The organism is Zhouia amylolytica AD3, from assembly GCF_000511935.2.
Classification (GTDB): Bacteria; Bacteroidota; Bacteroidia; order Flavobacteriales; family Flavobacteriaceae; genus Zhouia; species Zhouia amylolytica.
Genome location: NZ_AYXY01000020.1, coordinates 81,092 through 97,698 on the forward strand (window position 1 = coordinate 81,092; position 16,607 = coordinate 97,698).

Consider the following 16,607-nt stretch of genomic DNA (forward strand, 5'->3'; position numbering starts at 1 on the left):
CCTATAGCCTTTTGTCCATTTGTTTTACCATTTTATTTTTCCACTCATAAAAATCTCCTGCTAAGATATGTTTTCTAGCCTCTCTTACCAACCAAAGATAAAAACCAAGATTATGAATGGTAGCTATTTGTTTCCCCAAATATTCATTAGCAGCAAACAAATGACGTAAATAAGCTTTAGTATAATAGGTATCAACAAAAGTAATCCCCATTTCATCAATGGGAGAAAAATCATCTTCCCATTTCTTATTTTTAATATTAATCGTTCCGTGGGCAGTAAACAACATCCCGTTTCTGGCATTTCTGGTCGGCATCACACAGTCAAACATATCAACCCCCAATGCTATATTTTCCAATATATTAATAGGTGTACCCACCCCCATTAAATACCTGGGTTTATCCTCCGGCAACACGCTACATACTATATCGGTCATCTCATACATTTCTTCCGCTGGCTCCCCAACCGATAATCCCCCTATGGCATTTCCTTCAGCTCCTACATTAGCAATGTATTCTGCCGATTGCAATCTTAAATCCTTATAGGTAGAACCCTGCACAATAGGAAACAACGTTTGCTCATATCCATATTTGGATGGGGTATTATTGAAACGACTAACACAGCGGTCTAACCACCGGTGTGTACGATGCATAGAACTCTTGGCATAACGGTAATCACATGGATAAGGTGTACATTCATCAAAAGCCATAATGATATCCGCACCAATGGTTCGTTGAATATCCATTACATTTTCCGGAGTAAAAACATGATAAGAACCATCGATGTGACTTTTAAACTTTACACCTTCCTCTTTAATTTTTCTTCTCCCAGACAGAGAATAAACCTGAAATCCACCACTATCAGTTAAAATATTTCGATCCCAGTTCATGAATTTATGTAGCCCGCCTGCCTTTTCAAGAATTTCTGTTTTAGGTCTTAAATACAAATGATAGGTATTTCCTAAAATAATATCCGGATTGATATCTTCCTTCAATTCTCTTTGATGCACCCCCTTTACAGAGGCTACCGTACCTACAGGCATAAAAATTGGGGTCTCGATGGTACCGTGATCGGTAGTGATAACCCCAGCTCTGGCCTTACTTCCCTGGTCTTTTCCTTTTAAGTCAAATTTCATAAATAATCCTTCAATGTCGGCAAAGATAAACAACTAGCTGTTATATAAACCGCTATTAATTTGTAAAATATTTCACAAACAAATACTAAAGTTATAAAATGATGGCACAAGGTCTTTGTTCGCCATCAATAAAAAACTTACTTTTGCCCCGAAAAAATTTTTGAATAAAAATGCCTGATACACAACAACTAAACGATTTAGTGATTCAAGTTCGCAGAGATATTTTGCGCATGGTTCACAAAGTAAATTCGGGTCACCCCGGTGGCTCTTTAGGATGTACTGAGTTTTTTGTAGCTCTTTACAACGAAATCATGGAACTAAACGAAGAGTTTGACATGGATGGAATTGGTGAAGACCTGTTTTTCCTATCCAATGGTCACATCTCTCCAGTTTACTACAGTGTTCTAGCAAGAAAAGGATATTTTCCTGTTGAGGAATTGAACACTTTCCGCTTAATCAATTCACGTTTACAAGGACACCCAACTACGCACGAAGGACTTCCTGGCGTTAGAATCGCTTCAGGATCTTTAGGACAAGGTATGTCTGTAGCTTTAGGTGCCGCTGAAGCTAAAAAACTTAACAACGACAATCACATTGTATATAGCCTTCACGGTGATGGAGAACTTCAGGAAGGTCAAAACTGGGAAGCTATTATGTATGCGTCTGCTAAAAAAGTAGATAACATAATTGCTACAGTCGACCTAAATGGGAAACAAATTGACGGTGCTACTGACGATGTTCTGCCAATGGGAAGTGTAAAAGCGAAATTTGAAGCTTTTGGTTGGGATGTATTGGAAGTAGAACAAGGAAATGACCTGGAAGCTATTATAGCAGGTCTAAAAGAGGCGAAAACACGTACTGGAAAAGGAAAACCGGTTTGTATTTTGCTACATACAGAAATGGGTAATGGCGTAGATTTTATGATGCATACGCACGCATGGCACGGAAAAGCTCCAAATGACGAACAATTAGCTATCGCATTAGAGCAAAATCCTGAAACCCTTGGTGATTACTAAGTATTAACCTCTTTTATTTTTTAAACATGACACAAGCAACAATGAAAAAATATATAGATACCGGGAAAAAAGACACCCGTAGTGGTTTTGGAGCTGGCTTAACTGAATTAGGAAGAACCAATCCGAATGTGGTAGCATTATGTGCCGACTTGGTAGGGTCTTTGAAAATGGATGATTTCATTAAAGAGAATCCAGAGCGTTTTTTCCAGGTTGGAATCGCAGAAGCTAATATGATGGGGCTTGCAGCAGGGATGACCATCGGAGGCAAAATACCTTTTACTGGTACTTTCGCAAACTTTTCTACCGGACGAGTTTACGATCAAATACGTCAGTCAATCGCTTATTCAGGTAAAAATGTAAAAATCTGTGCTTCACATGCTGGTATAACACTAGGTGAAGATGGTGCTACTCACCAGATTCTGGAAGATATCGGACTGATGAAAATGCTACCGGGAATGACTGTAATCAACCCTTGTGACTTCAACCAAACGAAAGCGGCAACTCTTGCAATTGCTGAACACGAAGGACCTGTTTACTTGCGTTTTGGAAGACCGGCAGTAGCTAACTTCACTCCGGAAGATCAGAAATTCGAAATCGGAAAAGCACTTCAGTTAACAGAAGGTACAGACGTTACTATTATCGCTACAGGTCACTTGGTATGGGAAGCCTTATTGGCCGCAGAAGCTTTAGAAGCAAAAGGTATTTCTGCTGAAGTAATCAATATCCACACCATTAAACCATTGGATGACGCAGCAATTTTAGCCTCTGTAGCTAAAACAGGATGTGTTGTAACGTGTGAAGAACATAATTTCTTAGGAGGACTTGGAGAAAGTGTATCAAGAGTTCTGGTGAAAAACAATCCTGTACCTCAGGAGTTTGTAGCTACCAATGATACATTTGGTGAAAGTGGTACTCCAGCTCAGCTAATGGAAAAATACGGACTTAACAATAAAGCTATTGAAGAGGCCGTTGTAAAAGTGTTGAAAAGAAAATAAATAATTGGTAGGGTTTTTGTGACCCTACCTGTTATTAATTCAAACTCAAAAAAATCATTATGAAGAAAACACTTTTATTATTTTTCGTACTGGTAAGTACAACCATTATGGCCCAAACAAACTCCGGATGGGGAATCAAAGGAGGACTTAACTACAACTCAAATGGTAAATATTTTGACGATGCAGGGAAAATCATAGACAATCCTGACGGCAATGTTGGTTACCATTTCGGATTTTTCGGTAAAGGCAACCTTACCGGATCCTTATTTATTAAACCTGAATTGGTTTACACCAAAATCAAAAGTGATTACGACGGAGACAAGTTCGACATGAGCAAACTTGACATGCCTGTTTTACTTGGATATAAAATACTAGGTCCGCTTGAAGTATTCGCTGGCCCGGCATTTCAATATATTCTGGACACAGAATTCGACGGAATAACCATGGAAGATGTTGAAAACGACTTTACCATCGGAATGAACATAGGAGTTGGTATCAGCCTCGGAAATATCGGTATCGATTTAAGATACGACCGAGGATTCTCTGATAACCAAGCACGTTATGTTAACAATAATATTTTAGATGGCTTTGAACAACGTGTAGACACCCGTCCTGAACAATTGGTTCTGGGAGTTTCTTTAAGACTCTGATAAACATTATTATCACTATAATACAAAAACGTCTTTCTATCGGGAAAGACGTTTTTTTTATACACTACGCTCCTGTCGTCTTTCATCCCCTATTTATACACGCCTATATACCCGATCAGACGCATAGACCTGCTGCGCTGCTATTAAAGAGAACTACCGAACAAAACCGGCTTCTGCTAACAAATTCATTTTACCTCAAAATGCTCCATGGAAGTTGGTGTGAATTCAATGTGATTTCCCTGATAAGAACTACCTATTTCAAAAAGATCGCAAAAGATGAGATAAGACGAAATACAGTTCAAGGCAACAGTCTGGCACAGGTACACATCTTTTTCAATAGCGGTGAGTCAACAGACCCCTGACAAGAGCATAAAACAGTTAACACACCTCCAGGCTACTAAAACAAATCCTTTATACGTTGAATAACATCATGAATGTTTATTTCCCAAAAAGTAAGACACCACTAAAAGCACCTATTCAGGCACGCTACATGAGTATAGAAATAAAAAAAAGCACCCTGTCATTTCAAGGTGCCCTTTGTATATCTTAAAGAACCGGCTTTAATTAATCATTATCTAAATAATCCGGAATCCCATCACCATCAGTATCGTCTGGTATTCCATCAGGCTCAAATTCGCCGGTGACATTATTTTTAATATCGTACTCATTCTTGGTTAAAGTACCATCCGCATCATCATCGGTATCAACAAAGTTAGCAACGCCATTATTCACAGAATAGCCATTTTTAAGCTCCCACGCAAGATCGGTATTATCATCAAACAAATACTGATTATTATTTAAATCCTCCAGATAAGAAGGAATACCATCCTGATCATGATCAACCTCTAAACGCATTCCCAACATATCAATCTTAAATATAATTGGAGAATAAGAAGGAATCCCTGATCTGGCAGCACCAAAATATGCCAATCCAGAAGGCATTATAATCAACCCAACACCGTAATCATTATTAAAAGTTACAGAACCATCAGAATTCTCTACAAATCCTGTACCCCTCTTTAATTTAACTACACCGGTATAATACCCCCTTACCAAACTCGGTAAGTTTTGCCATGTCGGAACTTCTCTCGAATCAAAAACATCGCCACTTAAAAGGTTTCCCTCGTATCGAACCAAAGCAGAGTCTGCAACTGTTAGTGTTTCATCAATAACACCTTGCCTAGCCGTCAGGGTATACAACTTATGAGTTACAGCCGCTTCATCAGGATCAGGCGCATGTTCTAACGACTGAACTTCAACCTGATCAATCATTGGAGTTTTACCTGCATTATCCCCCGCGATCGTATCAATTACTATTTTATAATCAAAATCTGCCGGCGGATTTTCAAATTCCTCGTAATTATAAAAATGCGTTTCCAGGAAGGCAACGATCTCAGCATCATTCTCTTCAGACACCTCCTGAGGATCTCTCAGATCAACTGTAGTTTCACCTCCATCGTCATCTTTATTACACGAAATGAAAATTGTAGTAAGTATTAGTAAAGCAGATAGTTTGCGTATCTTCATCTTCTTCGATATTTTAGAGCACGCAAGATAGTATTTTCTCGTATTTTTGCTTGAAGCATTAACGAAATTTTTTGTTTACCAAATGAGAATTGATAAATATTTGTGGTGTATACGGTATTACAAAACCCGAAATAAGGCAACCGAAGCTTGTAAAAAAGGCCATATCAGGGTAAACGGACAGGCAGTAAAACCTTCCAGAGAAGTATTTCCAACCGACAAACTGATCGTTCGGAAAAATCAGATCGAATACCAACTTACGGTGCTGGATATACCGCCAAATCGGGTTGGAGCCAAACTTGTTGATATTTACAGGCACGATACCACTCCCAAAGAGGCATTTGATCATGCTGAGCTTCTCAAGCATGCCAAAGAACATTATCGTAAAAAGGGAACCGGAAGACCTACCAAAAAAGATCGTAGAGATATTGATGACTTTGTTAATGATGATATAGAACATGGAACTGAATAAAGAATACTGGGAAAACAGATACCTAACCAAAGAGACCCAATGGGACCTTGGAGAAATCTCGACACCTGTCAAAAACTATATCGATCAACTAACCAATAAAAACCTTAAAATCTTAATCCCGGGAGCTGGCAATAGCTATGAGGCTGAATACCTGTATCAAAAAGGTTTTAAGAATGTATATGTGATTGACATTGCTTCTACCCCCCTCGCCAACCTGTCTAAACGAATAAAAAGCTTCCCTGGAGAGCAACTTATCCACAAGGATTTCTTTGACCTGCACCTGAAATTTGATCTAATCATCGAACAAACATTTTTTTGCGCTTTGGATCCGGACTTAAGACTTGATTACGCCAGGAAAACCTATGAACTTTTAAATCCGAATGGAAAAATAGCCGGACTACTATTTAACTTTCCCCTAACGAACCAAGGCCCGCCATTCGGAGGAAACAAGACGGCTTATGAAAAGACTTTCGATCCTTATTTTAATATAAAAACATTAGAAAAATGCTATAACTCGATTAAACCACGACAAGGAAACGAACTCTTTTTTATTTTTGAAAAAAAACAGACACTATAAAAAACAAGAACACATGACATCTACGCAAAATAAAATACTCGGCCACGATGAAATTCAACATAAAATAAAGCGTATTGCATATCAGATATACGAAACATTTGTAGAAGAAGATGAAATCATTATCGCCGGGATTGCAAAAGGAGGACTTGATTTTGCTAAAAAGCTCCAACAAACCTTCAATGAAATCGCCGACATCAAAACCACGATTTGCGAAGTAGTTATCGACAAACAAAACCCATTAGCACCAATATCCACCAGCTTAGACAAAACTGCTTACCAAAACAAAGCCATTGTGCTGGCAGATGATGTATTAAATACCGGAGGAACGCTCATCTATGGCGTAAAACACTTCCTGAACGTCCCTCTGAAAAAATTTAAAACAGTGGTTCTGGTCGATAGAAACCACAAAAAGTATCCGATAAAAGCAGATTTTAAAGGCATCTCACTTTCTACTTCCCTACAAGAACATGTCGAAGTTGTATTCGAAGAAAACAATGATGCTGTCTTTTTACACTAGTAAAGATTGAATTTCACCGGATAGTGTTTCAATTGATTTTTTATCAACGTTAATAATATGTTTTGCCCGTAAATAGTAAAAATTACGCTCAAACAAGTGTTTTTGAATGAACTCGGGCAATTCTTCTTTATTTAAATCCTTTATCAGTGGACGTTGCTCCTTCTCCTTCTCCAGCCTGCCAATCAATGTCTCAATAGAAGCCTTTAAGTAAAAAACATGATCAGTGGCCTCTAAAATTAAATCCATATTGTTCCCGTAGCATGGCGTTCCTCCACCTAAAGAAATTATCTTTTTACGTTCCGTCTCCAAAACTTCTTTTAAATAAGTCGTCTCTTTTTTTCTAAAATAGACTTCTCCGTGGTCAGAAAATATCTCACGTATGGTTTTACCTTCCTTTTCTTCTATGAATGAATCCAAATCTAAAAAGTCTAAATCAGTATTTTTAGCTAAAAACTTACCGATTGCCGACTTACCGGACCCCATATAACCTAATAAAACAATATTCATATTTAAACAAATTATTAAAATACAGCAGGTTAAATAAACTGCCTGCAAAAAAAAGCAAATTTATATTAAAAATGGCTTGAAAAATAAATTATAGGTCTTATATTTGCACCCGCATTCAAGCAATGACCTGGTAGCTCAGTTGGTAGAGCATCTCCCTTTTAAGGAGAGGGTCCTGGGTTCGAGCCCCAGCCAGGTCACAAAAGCCTTCAAACATAGGCTTTAATTAATTTAGACTTGATAGCTCAGTTGGTAGAGCATCTCCCTTTTAAGGAGAGGGTCCTGGGTTCGAGCCCCAGTCAAGTCACTAAAAAAAGTTGAGCTAATGCTTAACTTTTTTTATTTTTGACATAATTGTCTGGCCCATGTGGTGAAATTGGTAGACACGCCATCTTGAGGGGGTGGTGTCCGCAAGGACGTGCTGGTTCGAATCCAGTCGTGGGCACAAAAAATTACTTTCCTTTAATATTTCTCGTAAAATTTTAAACAAAATTCCCATTTAAAGTCAATATTTTATTAAATTTGTTTAATCATTCTTCTTAAATGATGAACAATACAAAACAAACATTCAGCATTAAGGATTTGGAGAACCTTTCAGGTATCAAAGCACATACCATACGTATATGGGAAAAAAGATACAACCTGCTAGCTCCGAAACGCACGGAAACAAATATTAGATTTTACACCCTGGATGATCTGCAAAAACTATTGAACATATCCTTTTTAAATCAACATGGATATAAGATCTCCAAAATTGCTGAATTAAGTGCAGATAAGATACCAGTACTTGTACGTGAGATCTTAAATAATGATCGATCCTCAGACGATTATATGAATAAGTTCAAGATGGCAATGATCAATTTCGATCAATCACTCTTTTACACAACATATAACAACCTGCTTAATCAAAAAAGCTTCAGAGAGATTTTCTACAAGATCTTTATACCCCTTTTAAACGAAATAGGCCTTCTCTGGCAAACAAATACCATATCACCCGCTCAGGAACACTTTATTTCGAACCTTATAAAGCAAAAAATATTAATCAATACAGAAAACCTGTACCAGGAAGCTCCTAGCCATAATAAAACCTTCGTTCTTTACCTGCCAGAAAATGAAATTCATGAAATTGGATTACTATATCTGAACTACGAGGTTAATCTTCACGGATATAAATCGATTTATCTCGGGCAAACAGTGCCATTAAAAAGCCTGGAAGACATCAAGAAAAATCACGAAAATGTAACCTTTATATCTTATTTTACTGTTGAACCTACTGTAGAAAGAATCTACACTTATTTTGAACAGTTTAATGAACTTATGGGTAATGACACAGCGCTGTGGGTTCTTGGTAAACAGGTTCACGATTTAAAATTAAGCTCCATACCACCTAACGTTAGATTACTGAAATCTATCCAAGAAGTGTTAGAAATATTATAATTTTTTTTACCTAAGCTTTTTTTGTTTAACTTTATAGTATATTTGTTAAACATGAATAGAAAAGCAATTGTTATAGGTTCCGGGTTTTCTTCCCTTGCTGCATCTTGTTATCTGGCAAAATCAGGTTTCGAAGTAACTATATTTGAAAAGAATGATTCAACAGGTGGCAGAGCCCGTCAATTAAAAAAAGATGGGTTCACCTTCGATATGGGACCAACTTGGTATTGGATGCCCGATGTGTTCGAACGTTTCTTTGCAGACTTCAACAAGAAACCTTCAGACTATTATTCACTGATGAAGCTCGATCCGGCCTATCAGGTTTATTTCGATAAAGACAAGAGCATTACCATAGGAGACACCCTGGAAAAGATTTATGAAGCCTTTGAAAATGAAGAAAAAGGCAGTTCTAAAAAACTAAAGAAGTTTATTCAAAAGGCTCAAAAGAACTACGAAATTGCCATTACAGACCTGGTTTACAGACCTGGGGTATCCCCCCTCGAACTCATCACTCCTGAAACCATAAAAAACCTAAACCAGTTTTTTAGCAGTATCAAAGCCATGGTGAGGAAAGAATTTAAAAACCAACACCTGGTTCAAATTCTCGAATTCCCGGTACTCTTTTTAGGCGCCAAGCCCTCCGCTACCCCCAGTTTCTATAATTTTATGAATTATGCAGATTTCGGACTGGGAACCTGGCATCCGAATAAGGGTATGTATAGCATTGTTCAGGCTATGACACTCCTGGCTATTTCTCTGGGCGTTAAAATAGAAACCAAAGCCAATGTGCAAAAAATCAAGGTTCAGGACAAAGAAGCCACAGGTATTTTAGTTAATAACAATTTTATACAAGCTGATATTGTGCTTAGCGGAGCCGATTACCATCATACAGAAACGCTATTGGATCGTAAATACAGAAATTATTCAGAGGCTTATTGGAAAAGAAAAACATTTGCTCCCTCTTCACTTCTATTTTATGTAGGATTTAATAAAAAACTGAAAAACGTATCGCATCATACACTTTTCTTTGACGTAGATTTTGATGCGCACGCAGCAGCAATTTACGACGAACCCAAATGGCCTGAGCAACCACTCTTTTATGCTAGTTTCCCCTCCAAAACAGATCCCTCTTTTGCCCCCGAAGGTCAAGAGTCCGGAACGTTTTTAATTCCATTGGCACCCGGCCTGGAAGATTCAGAAGCGTTAAGAGAGCAGTATTTTAACACCATTATTTCGCGTTTAGAAAAACTAACCGACCAAAAGGTAACAGATAATATCTTGTTCAAAGAGTCGTATTGTGTTAATGACTTCATCAAAGATTACAATTCGTACAATGGCAATGCCTATGGCCTGGCCAACACGCTGACACAAACAGCCTTTCTAAGACCAAAACTGAAAAGTAAAAAAGTTCGTAACTTATACTTTACAGGACAGTTAACAGTTCCGGGGCCTGGAGTACCGCCATCGCTTATTTCAGGAAAACTGGTTGCAGACCTAATTAACAAACACCACCAATAAAACATGAAAACACTTTTCGACACCGTATCCTACGCCTGTAGCAAAAGAGTCACTCAAACCTACAGCACATCGTTTTCCCTGGCAGTAAAAATGCTTGCTCCTTCCATAAGGCAAGACATTCATAACATCTATGGGTTTGTACGTTTTGCTGATGAAATAGTAGATTCATTTCACGACTACAACAAAGAAATGCTGCTTAACAAATTTGAATCAGATCTGGATCAAGCGCTTAAAGACAAAATAAGCTTGAATCCGATTCTAAATTCCTTTCAGCATACCGTACACAGGTACAGTATTGACTACAATCTTATTGCCTCTTTTCTAAAAAGCATGCGATTGGATCTCTCCAAACAAACCTACACTACCGATCTTGATTATCATGAATACATTTATGGTTCGGCAGATGTTGTGGGATTAATGTGTTTAAAAGTTTTTGTAAAAGGAGATCAGGAAAAATATAATGAACTTAAGGATGCAGCGAAAGCCCTTGGTTCCGCATTTCAAAAAGTAAATTTCCTCAGAGATCTAAAAGATGATTTGGAAGTATTGAACAGATCGTATTTTCCAAATGCCGCCCAAAACTTCACGAACGAAACTAAACTCGAAATTATTGCAGAAATTGAAGAAGATTTTAAAAAAGCCTTTAAAGGTATCCTCGTATTACCAAAAGAAGCTAAATTTGGTGTTTATACAGCATACAGATATTACAAAAAATTATTGGACAAACTGAAAAAATCATCTGCACGCCAAATTCAATCTAAAAGAGTTCGTGTTCCAAATTACCAAAAGTTTGGTTTGTTAGCCAAATCTTATGTAAATTATAAACTCAACATATTTTAATTATTGTCATGAATACAATTATCTGGATCGGTGTTTTTATTGCAACTTTTTGCATTATGGAATTTATGGCATGGTTTACTCATAAATACGTAATGCATGGCTTTTTATGGAAATTACACAAAGACCATCATAAAAAAGATCACGACTCATGGTTCGAACGGAATGATGCCTTTTTTCTTTTTTATGCAGCCATCAGTATTATATTATTTTATCTGTGGAGCTTTGAAGGTTTTTGGCTGGGACTCCCAATTGGTCTGGGCATATTCACCTATGGTGCAACATATTTTTTAGTACATGATATTTTTATTCACCAAAGATTTAAAATATTCAGAAATGCCAATAACAGATACGCTAAAGCCATAAGAAGAGCTCATAAAATGCACCATAAACATCTCGGAAAAAATGATGGAGAATGTTTTGGCATGCTTTGGGTTCCCTTTAAATATTACAAAGAAGCTAAATAAATATGAAGAGCTTATACCTTATTCTGGACCTCGGCTCAATGGCCATTCCTTTCATTTTTAGCTTTCATTCAAAAATTAAATTTAACCGCTATTTTAAATCCGTCTTCATCGGTATTGCTTTAACAATGGCGATATTTATACCCTGGGATGTTTATTTTACTCAGCACGGATTTTGGGGATTTAATGATCAATACCTAATTGGCAAAAGGTTATTAGGACTTCCGATTGAAGAGTGGTTGTTTTTTATTTGCATTCCTTTTGCCTGTATATTCACGCATTTTTGTTTAACCAAATTCTACCCCGGAATTAAGCTCAGCAGCAACACTACCCGTAACCTCACTATCGGGATTATAATTATAAGCGCGATTCTTTGCCTGTTAAACACTTCTCGCGCCTACACCTTTACAAACTACCTGTACGCGGTAATCCTCCTGAGTTTTACGCTTATAAAATTCCCTACCATCCTTCAACAATTCTATCTGACTTTTATCGTTATCCTACTGCCATTTTTTGTTGTTAACGGACTTTTGACAGGAAGTGCAATTGAATCTCAGGTAGTCTGGTATAATAATGAAGAAAATCTCGGGATACGTTTGCTTACGATTCCAGTAGAAGATATAATGTATGCATTTACGATGCTACTCACATGCTACATCCCCGTACATATAAGAAGAACTCAAAAACCCCTCCACAAGACTTAAACAAAAGTATTTGAAGTCAAGACTTCATAATCCATCACCTGTACAACACATATTGTTTTACTTCTGAAGTAGCAATAGATCTAATTGTTTTCGTACCGCATCACTGTTCCAATCTGCAGCACCGGTTTTTTCGATAACAATATTACCCTTTTTATCAATTAAATAGGTTGCTGGAATAGATCGCGAATACAATTCAACCGGAGTTTGGGAGCGTTCAAAATATACCGGGAAAGAATATCCATTCTCAGTCATAAATTTTGCAACCGACGCTTCCTTATCATTGGTAACAAAAAGAAATGACACCTTATCACCATAATCCTCATAAAGCGCCTGCATACTTGGCATTTCCGCAATACAAGGCGGACACCATGTTGCCCATAGATTAACAAGAACCACATTTCCTTTGGTATTTTCAAAATTAAGAAGGGTTCCGGTATTTGCTTTCTGAAGCTTCCAGTCATAATCCGTAAGCACTATCCTATCATCGACATCTACAACACTCGGACTAAAGGCAATGACGCGATTCACCCATACCTTTACCGTTGTCCCTAGCGGCGTGAACAAAATAACCACGATAAATACCAGGAAAAATAAATTGGAAATCTGACTTTTATTTAATTTCATAAGTACCTAAAATAAAAATATACACTCAGTTAGTTCGAATCGATTACATAAACTTTACACAGCCTCTAAAATAAATTGACAAAAAAAACTCCTTGCCGAACCAACAGCAAGGAGCCTAATTAATTATCGAGAATCACAAGGTTTATTAAGCCTTCCCTTTAGCCGCTATAAGGTTAAGAGCAGAACCAGCTTTAAACCAGGCAATCTGACTATCGTTATAAGTATGATTTGTTACAATGGTATCTTTACTACCATCAGCATGCACCAACTCAATTGTAAGCGGAGTATCTGGAGCAAAGCTTTCAAGATCTAAGAAGTTAAAGGTATCATCTTCCTGTATTTTATCATAATCAGCCTCATTGGCAAAAGTTAATGCCAACATTCCTTGCTTCTTAAGATTTGTTTCGTGTATACGAGCAAAAGACTTTACCAATACCGCACGAACACCTAAGTGACGTGGTTGCATTGCAGCATGCTCACGAGAAGAACCTTCTCCATAATTGTGATCTCCAACAACTACTGTAGGGATTCCGGCAGCTTTATACTCGCGCTGAACATCAGGAACACCTCCATACTCGCCAGTCAATTGATTTTTTACAAAATTTGTCTTCTGGTTGTATGCATTCACAGCACCTATTAAGGTATTGTTGGCAATATTATCAAGATGACCACGGAAACGTAACCAAGGTCCAGCCATCGAAATATGGTCGGTAGTACATTTCCCAAATGCTTTGATTAATAGTTTAGCTCCTGTGATATTTTTACCATCCCAAGGCTTGAAAGGCTCTAATAACTGTAGTCTTTCAGAAGTCTCACTAACGGCTACTTCTACACCACTACCATCTTCTGCTGGCTTGATATAACCGGCGTCCTCAACTGCAAATCCTTCTGGTGGTAATTCATACCCTCTTGGTTCATCTAACATAACTTCTTCACCATCCTCATTGATAAGCTTATCAGTTAGTGGATTAAAATCCAATCGACCTGAAATAGCGATAGCAGTAACCAATTCCGGAGAACCAACAAACGCTAAAGTATTCGGATTTCCATCAGCTCTTTTTGCAAAGTTTCTGTTGAAAGAATGAACAATGGTATTTCTGTCTTTATCTTCATCATTCCCTCCATAACGGTCCCACATACCGATACAAGGTCCGCAAGCATTAGCAAAAACAGTAGCACCGATTTTATCGAAAGTATCAATGTATCCGTCTCGCTCAATGGTATAACGCACCTGCTCTGAACCAGGAGTTATGGTAAAGTTAGATTTTGTTTTAAGTTTTTTGTCTGCAACCTGTTTAGCCAATGAGGCTGCTCTTGATATATCTTCATAAGAAGAGTTGGTACATGAACCTATAAGACCATATTCCACTTTCAATGGCCAGTCATTTGCTTTAGCAGCCTCTTTCATCTCTGAAATTGGAGTCGCCAAATCCGGAGTAAATGGACCGTTCAAATGAGGCTCTAACTCAGAAAGGTTGATCTCAATAACCTGATCGAAATATTGCTCAGGGTTTGCATATACCTCTGGATCGGCAGTAAGATATTCCTTAACCGCATTAGCAGCATCAGCAACATCAGCCCTGTCCGTAGAACGCAGGTAACGATCCATTGATTCATCATATCCAAATGTTGATGTAGTAGCACCTACTTCAGCACCCATATTACAAATGGTTCCTTTACCGGTACAAGACATTGACTCTGCACCTTCACCAAAATATTCTACAATAGCTCCGGTACCACCCTTAACAGTAAGGATACCTGCCACTTTAAGAATCACATCTTTTGGAGCCGTCCAACCTGAAAGTTTACCTGTCAACTTAACCCCAATTAATTTAGGGAATTTTAATTCCCATGGCATACCAGCCATAACATCTACAGCATCTGCACCACCAACACCAATGGCTACCATCCCAAGACCACCTGCATTAACAGTGTGTGAGTCGGTACCGATCATCATCCCGCCAGGGAATGCATAGTTTTCTAAAACAACCTGGTGAATAATACCTGCTCCAGGTTTCCAGAAACCAATTCCATATTTATTAGAAACCGACTCTAAGAAGTCAAATACTTCATTACTCGTTTCGTTTGCTCTTTTTAAATCCGCTTCTGCTCCTACTTTAGCTTGAATTAAGTGATCGCAATGTACCGTAGTTGGTACTGCTACCTTAGGTTTTCCGGCATGCATAAACTGCAACAAAGCCATCTGAGCTGTAGCATCCTGACATGCAATTCTATCAGGTGCGAAATCTACATAATCCTTACCGCGAACAAAAGCCTTGCCCGGCTTTCCGTCCCATAAATGAGAGTACAATATTTTTTCAGATAGCGTTAACGGCTTGCCGGTAATTTCACGAGCCTTATCCACTCGCTCGGCCATGTTAGCGTAAACACCCTTAATCATATCAATATCAAAAGCCATATATACTTGAATTTTAGTTTGAAAGTGTAGCAAAAATACGAAAAACAGTAGAGTTTTTAAAGTTTAAAACAAAACATTCATTAAATGATTTTATCTACAAAAAAAGGGACGTTTTGAACAGTTTTTTTATCAATATGATAAAATAAGGTAGTTCGTTTTATATGAAACATAAAATAACAACTTAATAATCAGAATTTATCACATGGATACCTGGATATTAGAAAGAAAATATCACAAAAAGAGAACACAAAAGCAGATTAAACAACTAGAAGATAGCCGTTACAATTTCATCGACCGATAAACCTTCGGCCTCCGCCTTGTAATTTTTAATTACCCTGTGTCTTAAAATCGGTAATGCCACCGCCTGTACATTTTCAATATCAGGAGAATATTTACCATTAATAACAGCATGGGCTTTCGCAGCAAGAATTAAATTTTGCGAAGCTCTTGGCCCGGCTCCCCAGTCTACATAGTTTTTAACTATTTCCGGAGCGAACACAGAATCAGGTCTTGTCTTACCAACAAGCTTAACAGCATATTCAACCACATTATCAGCAACTGGCACCCGACGAACCAAATGCTGTATTTCTATAATATCATCGGCATTAAATAACGTATTCACCTCAACATTACTATCTACTGTAGTCGACTTTACAACAGCCACTTCTTCTTCATAAGAAGGATACTTCAACTCAATGGCAAACATAAACCTATCCAATTGCGCCTCCGGTAAAGGGTAAGTCCCTTCCTGCTCTATCGGATTTTGAGTGGCTAATACAAAATAAGGTAGGTTTAAATTATAATGCTCCCCTGCCACCGTAACCGCTTTTTCCTGCATAGCTTCCAGTAAAGCAGATTGCGTCTTTGGTGGAGTACGATTAATCTCATCGGCCAAAATAATATTAGCAAATACTGGTCCCTTGATAAATTTAAATTCACGATTCTGATCTAGAATCTCACTCCCAATGATATCACTTGGCATTAAATCGGGAGTAAACTGAATACGTTTAAAATCCAACCCTAAGGTCTTGGCGATCGTATTCACCATTAAAGTTTTTGCCAACCCGGGGACTCCTATAAGCAGTACATGACCTCCTGAATATATAGCTAATAAAATTTCATCAATGACGTGTTGTTGCCCAACAATTACTTTTGAAATTTCATTTTTTAGTGCACGGTGACGTTCGACTAAATTATTTACAGCTATAGTATCAGACATG

General features: G+C 37.8%; 17 protein-coding genes and 3 tRNA genes. 14 read left to right on the forward strand and 6 right to left on the reverse strand.

What is annotated here, in order from left to right; translation table 11 throughout:
- Position 1 precedes the first annotated feature (1 nt).
- The gene (gene tgt / locus P278_RS09295; RefSeq protein WP_038265961.1) at positions 2-1,132 is read right to left on the reverse strand and encodes a tRNA guanosine(34) transglycosylase Tgt; all 1,131 of its coding nucleotides are present in this window, start codon (positions 1,130-1,132) and stop codon (positions 2-4) included.
- A 170-nt stretch (positions 1,133-1,302) separates the two neighbouring features.
- Here tgt and P278_RS09300 point away from each other — a divergent pair, with 170 nt between their 5' ends.
- Genes P278_RS09300 through P278_RS09310 form a run of 3 tightly spaced genes read left to right on the forward strand, consistent with a single transcriptional unit; the run spans position 1,303 to position 3,793 of the window.
- On the forward strand, positions 1,303-2,148 hold the full coding sequence (locus P278_RS09300; RefSeq protein ID WP_038265727.1) for a transketolase: 846 nt from the start codon (positions 1,303-1,305) through the stop codon (positions 2,146-2,148).
- 41 nt (positions 2,149-2,189) lie between these two features.
- Positions 2,190-3,143 carry a transketolase family protein gene (locus P278_RS09305; RefSeq protein ID WP_038265729.1) on the forward strand — a complete coding sequence of 318 codons (954 nt, stop codon included), beginning with the start codon at positions 2,190-2,192 and terminating at the stop codon, positions 3,141-3,143.
- A 59-nt stretch (positions 3,144-3,202) separates the two neighbouring features.
- The gene (locus P278_RS09310) at positions 3,203-3,793 is read left to right on the forward strand and encodes a porin family protein (protein WP_038265732.1); all 591 of its coding nucleotides are present in this window, start codon (positions 3,203-3,205) and stop codon (positions 3,791-3,793) included.
- 564 nt (positions 3,794-4,357) lie between these two features.
- Here P278_RS09310 and P278_RS09315 read toward each other — a convergent pair.
- Positions 4,358-5,320 carry an FKBP-type peptidyl-prolyl cis-trans isomerase gene (locus tag P278_RS09315; protein WP_038265735.1) on the reverse strand — a complete coding sequence of 321 codons (963 nt, stop codon included), beginning with the start codon at positions 5,318-5,320 and terminating at the stop codon, positions 4,358-4,360.
- An 82-nt stretch (positions 5,321-5,402) separates the two neighbouring features.
- Here P278_RS09315 and P278_RS09320 point away from each other — a divergent pair, with 82 nt between their 5' ends.
- From P278_RS09320 to P278_RS09330, 3 genes are read left to right on the forward strand one after another with little or no spacing between them, the layout of a single operon-like run.
- Entirely contained in the window at positions 5,403-5,789 is a 387-nt protein-coding gene (locus P278_RS09320) for an RNA-binding S4 domain-containing protein (RefSeq protein ID WP_038265738.1), read from the forward strand.
- Positions 5,776-6,366 (forward strand): methyltransferase domain-containing protein, encoded by a 591-nt coding sequence (locus tag P278_RS09325; protein WP_038265741.1) that lies wholly within the window; start codon positions 5,776-5,778, stop codon positions 6,364-6,366. The genes P278_RS09320 and P278_RS09325 overlap by 14 nt, the downstream gene beginning before the upstream one ends.
- Before the next feature lie 13 nt (positions 6,367-6,379).
- A complete protein-coding gene (locus P278_RS09330) occupies positions 6,380-6,883 on the forward strand; it encodes a phosphoribosyltransferase family protein (protein WP_038265965.1) in 504 nt (167 codons plus the stop codon).
- On the opposite strand, the gene P278_RS09335 is transcribed toward P278_RS09330, so the two are convergent.
- A complete protein-coding gene (locus P278_RS09335; protein WP_038265744.1) occupies positions 6,875-7,390 on the reverse strand; it encodes a shikimate kinase in 516 nt (171 codons plus the stop codon). The two genes, P278_RS09330 and P278_RS09335, sit on opposite strands and share 9 nt — an antisense overlap.
- A gap of 124 nt (positions 7,391-7,514) precedes the next feature.
- Between P278_RS09335 and P278_RS09340 the strand changes: the two genes are divergently transcribed.
- From P278_RS09340 to P278_RS09375, 8 genes are all read left to right on the forward strand, one after another.
- Positions 7,515-7,587, forward strand: a tRNA-Lys gene (locus P278_RS09340).
- 34 nt (positions 7,588-7,621) lie between these two features.
- A tRNA-Lys gene (locus P278_RS09345) sits at positions 7,622-7,694 on the forward strand.
- 54 nt (positions 7,695-7,748) lie between these two features.
- A tRNA-Leu gene (locus P278_RS09350) sits at positions 7,749-7,832 on the forward strand.
- Between the two features lie 98 nt (positions 7,833-7,930).
- Positions 7,931-8,824 (forward strand): MerR family transcriptional regulator, encoded by an 894-nt coding sequence (locus P278_RS09355; RefSeq protein WP_316930415.1) that lies wholly within the window; start codon positions 7,931-7,933, stop codon positions 8,822-8,824.
- A gap of 51 nt (positions 8,825-8,875) precedes the next feature.
- Entirely contained in the window at positions 8,876-10,339 is a 1,464-nt protein-coding gene (locus P278_RS09360; RefSeq protein ID WP_038265748.1) for a phytoene desaturase family protein, read from the forward strand.
- 3 nt (positions 10,340-10,342) lie between these two features.
- Positions 10,343-11,179, forward strand: coding sequence for a phytoene/squalene synthase family protein (locus P278_RS09365; protein ID WP_038265752.1), 837 nt, complete (start codon positions 10,343-10,345; stop codon positions 11,177-11,179).
- A gap of 8 nt (positions 11,180-11,187) precedes the next feature.
- Positions 11,188-11,643, forward strand: coding sequence for a sterol desaturase family protein (locus P278_RS09370; RefSeq protein WP_038265754.1), 456 nt, complete (start codon positions 11,188-11,190; stop codon positions 11,641-11,643).
- Between the two features lie 2 nt (positions 11,644-11,645).
- Positions 11,646-12,344, forward strand: a complete 699-nt coding sequence (locus P278_RS09375) for a lycopene cyclase domain-containing protein (RefSeq protein ID WP_038265757.1) — start codon at positions 11,646-11,648, stop codon at positions 12,342-12,344.
- A 57-nt stretch (positions 12,345-12,401) separates the two neighbouring features.
- Here P278_RS09375 and P278_RS09380 read toward each other — a convergent pair whose 3' ends face one another.
- The 3 genes from P278_RS09380 to P278_RS09390 form a co-directional block, all read right to left on the reverse strand.
- The gene (locus tag P278_RS09380; RefSeq protein WP_038265758.1) at positions 12,402-12,968 is read right to left on the reverse strand and encodes a TlpA family protein disulfide reductase; all 567 of its coding nucleotides are present in this window, start codon (positions 12,966-12,968) and stop codon (positions 12,402-12,404) included.
- A 145-nt stretch (positions 12,969-13,113) separates the two neighbouring features.
- On the reverse strand, positions 13,114-15,387 hold the full coding sequence (locus tag P278_RS09385; RefSeq protein WP_038265762.1) for an aconitate hydratase: 2,274 nt from the start codon (positions 15,385-15,387) through the stop codon (positions 13,114-13,116).
- A gap of 265 nt (positions 15,388-15,652) precedes the next feature.
- On the reverse strand, positions 15,653-16,606 hold the full coding sequence (locus P278_RS09390; RefSeq protein ID WP_038265765.1) for an AAA family ATPase: 954 nt from the start codon (positions 16,604-16,606) through the stop codon (positions 15,653-15,655).
- Between the last annotated feature and the right edge of the window lies 1 nt (position 16,607).

What these genes read in the sequence shown, in the direction of transcription:
- P278_RS09335 (WP_038265744.1), bottom strand. Translation starts at nt 7,390, where the DNA reads ATGAATATTGTTTTATTAGGTTATATGGGGTCCGGTAAGTCGGCAATC.
- P278_RS09325 (WP_038265741.1), top strand. Translation starts at nt 5,776, where the DNA reads ATGGAACTGAATAAAGAATACTGGGAAAACAGATACCTAACCAAAGAG.
- P278_RS09375 (WP_038265757.1), top strand. Translation starts at nt 11,646, where the DNA reads ATGAAGAGCTTATACCTTATTCTGGACCTCGGCTCAATGGCCATTCCT.
- P278_RS09360 (WP_038265748.1), top strand. Translation starts at nt 8,876, where the DNA reads ATGAATAGAAAAGCAATTGTTATAGGTTCCGGGTTTTCTTCCCTTGCT.
- P278_RS09305 (WP_038265729.1), top strand. Translation starts at nt 2,190, where the DNA reads ATGAAAAAATATATAGATACCGGGAAAAAAGACACCCGTAGTGGTTTT.
- P278_RS09315 (WP_038265735.1), bottom strand. Translation starts at nt 5,320, where the DNA reads ATGAAGATACGCAAACTATCTGCTTTACTAATACTTACTACAATTTTC.
- P278_RS09330 (WP_038265965.1), top strand. Translation starts at nt 6,380, where the DNA reads ATGACATCTACGCAAAATAAAATACTCGGCCACGATGAAATTCAACAT.
- P278_RS09385 (WP_038265762.1), bottom strand. Translation starts at nt 15,387, where the DNA reads ATGGCTTTTGATATTGATATGATTAAGGGTGTTTACGCTAACATGGCC.
- P278_RS09300 (WP_038265727.1), top strand. Translation starts at nt 1,303, where the DNA reads ATGCCTGATACACAACAACTAAACGATTTAGTGATTCAAGTTCGCAGA.
- P278_RS09380 (WP_038265758.1), bottom strand. Translation starts at nt 12,968, where the DNA reads ATGAAATTAAATAAAAGTCAGATTTCCAATTTATTTTTCCTGGTATTT.
- P278_RS09320 (WP_038265738.1), top strand. Translation starts at nt 5,403, where the DNA reads ATGAGAATTGATAAATATTTGTGGTGTATACGGTATTACAAAACCCGA.
- P278_RS09310 (WP_038265732.1), top strand. Translation starts at nt 3,203, where the DNA reads ATGAAGAAAACACTTTTATTATTTTTCGTACTGGTAAGTACAACCATT.
- P278_RS09365 (WP_038265752.1), top strand. Translation starts at nt 10,343, where the DNA reads ATGAAAACACTTTTCGACACCGTATCCTACGCCTGTAGCAAAAGAGTC.
- P278_RS09355 (WP_316930415.1), top strand. Translation starts at nt 7,931, where the DNA reads ATGATGAACAATACAAAACAAACATTCAGCATTAAGGATTTGGAGAAC.
- P278_RS09370 (WP_038265754.1), top strand. Translation starts at nt 11,188, where the DNA reads ATGAATACAATTATCTGGATCGGTGTTTTTATTGCAACTTTTTGCATT.
- tgt (WP_038265961.1), bottom strand. Translation starts at nt 1,132, where the DNA reads ATGAAATTTGACTTAAAAGGAAAAGACCAGGGAAGTAAGGCCAGAGCT.
- P278_RS09390 (WP_038265765.1), bottom strand. Translation starts at nt 16,606, where the DNA reads ATGTCTGATACTATAGCTGTAAATAATTTAGTCGAACGTCACCGTGCA.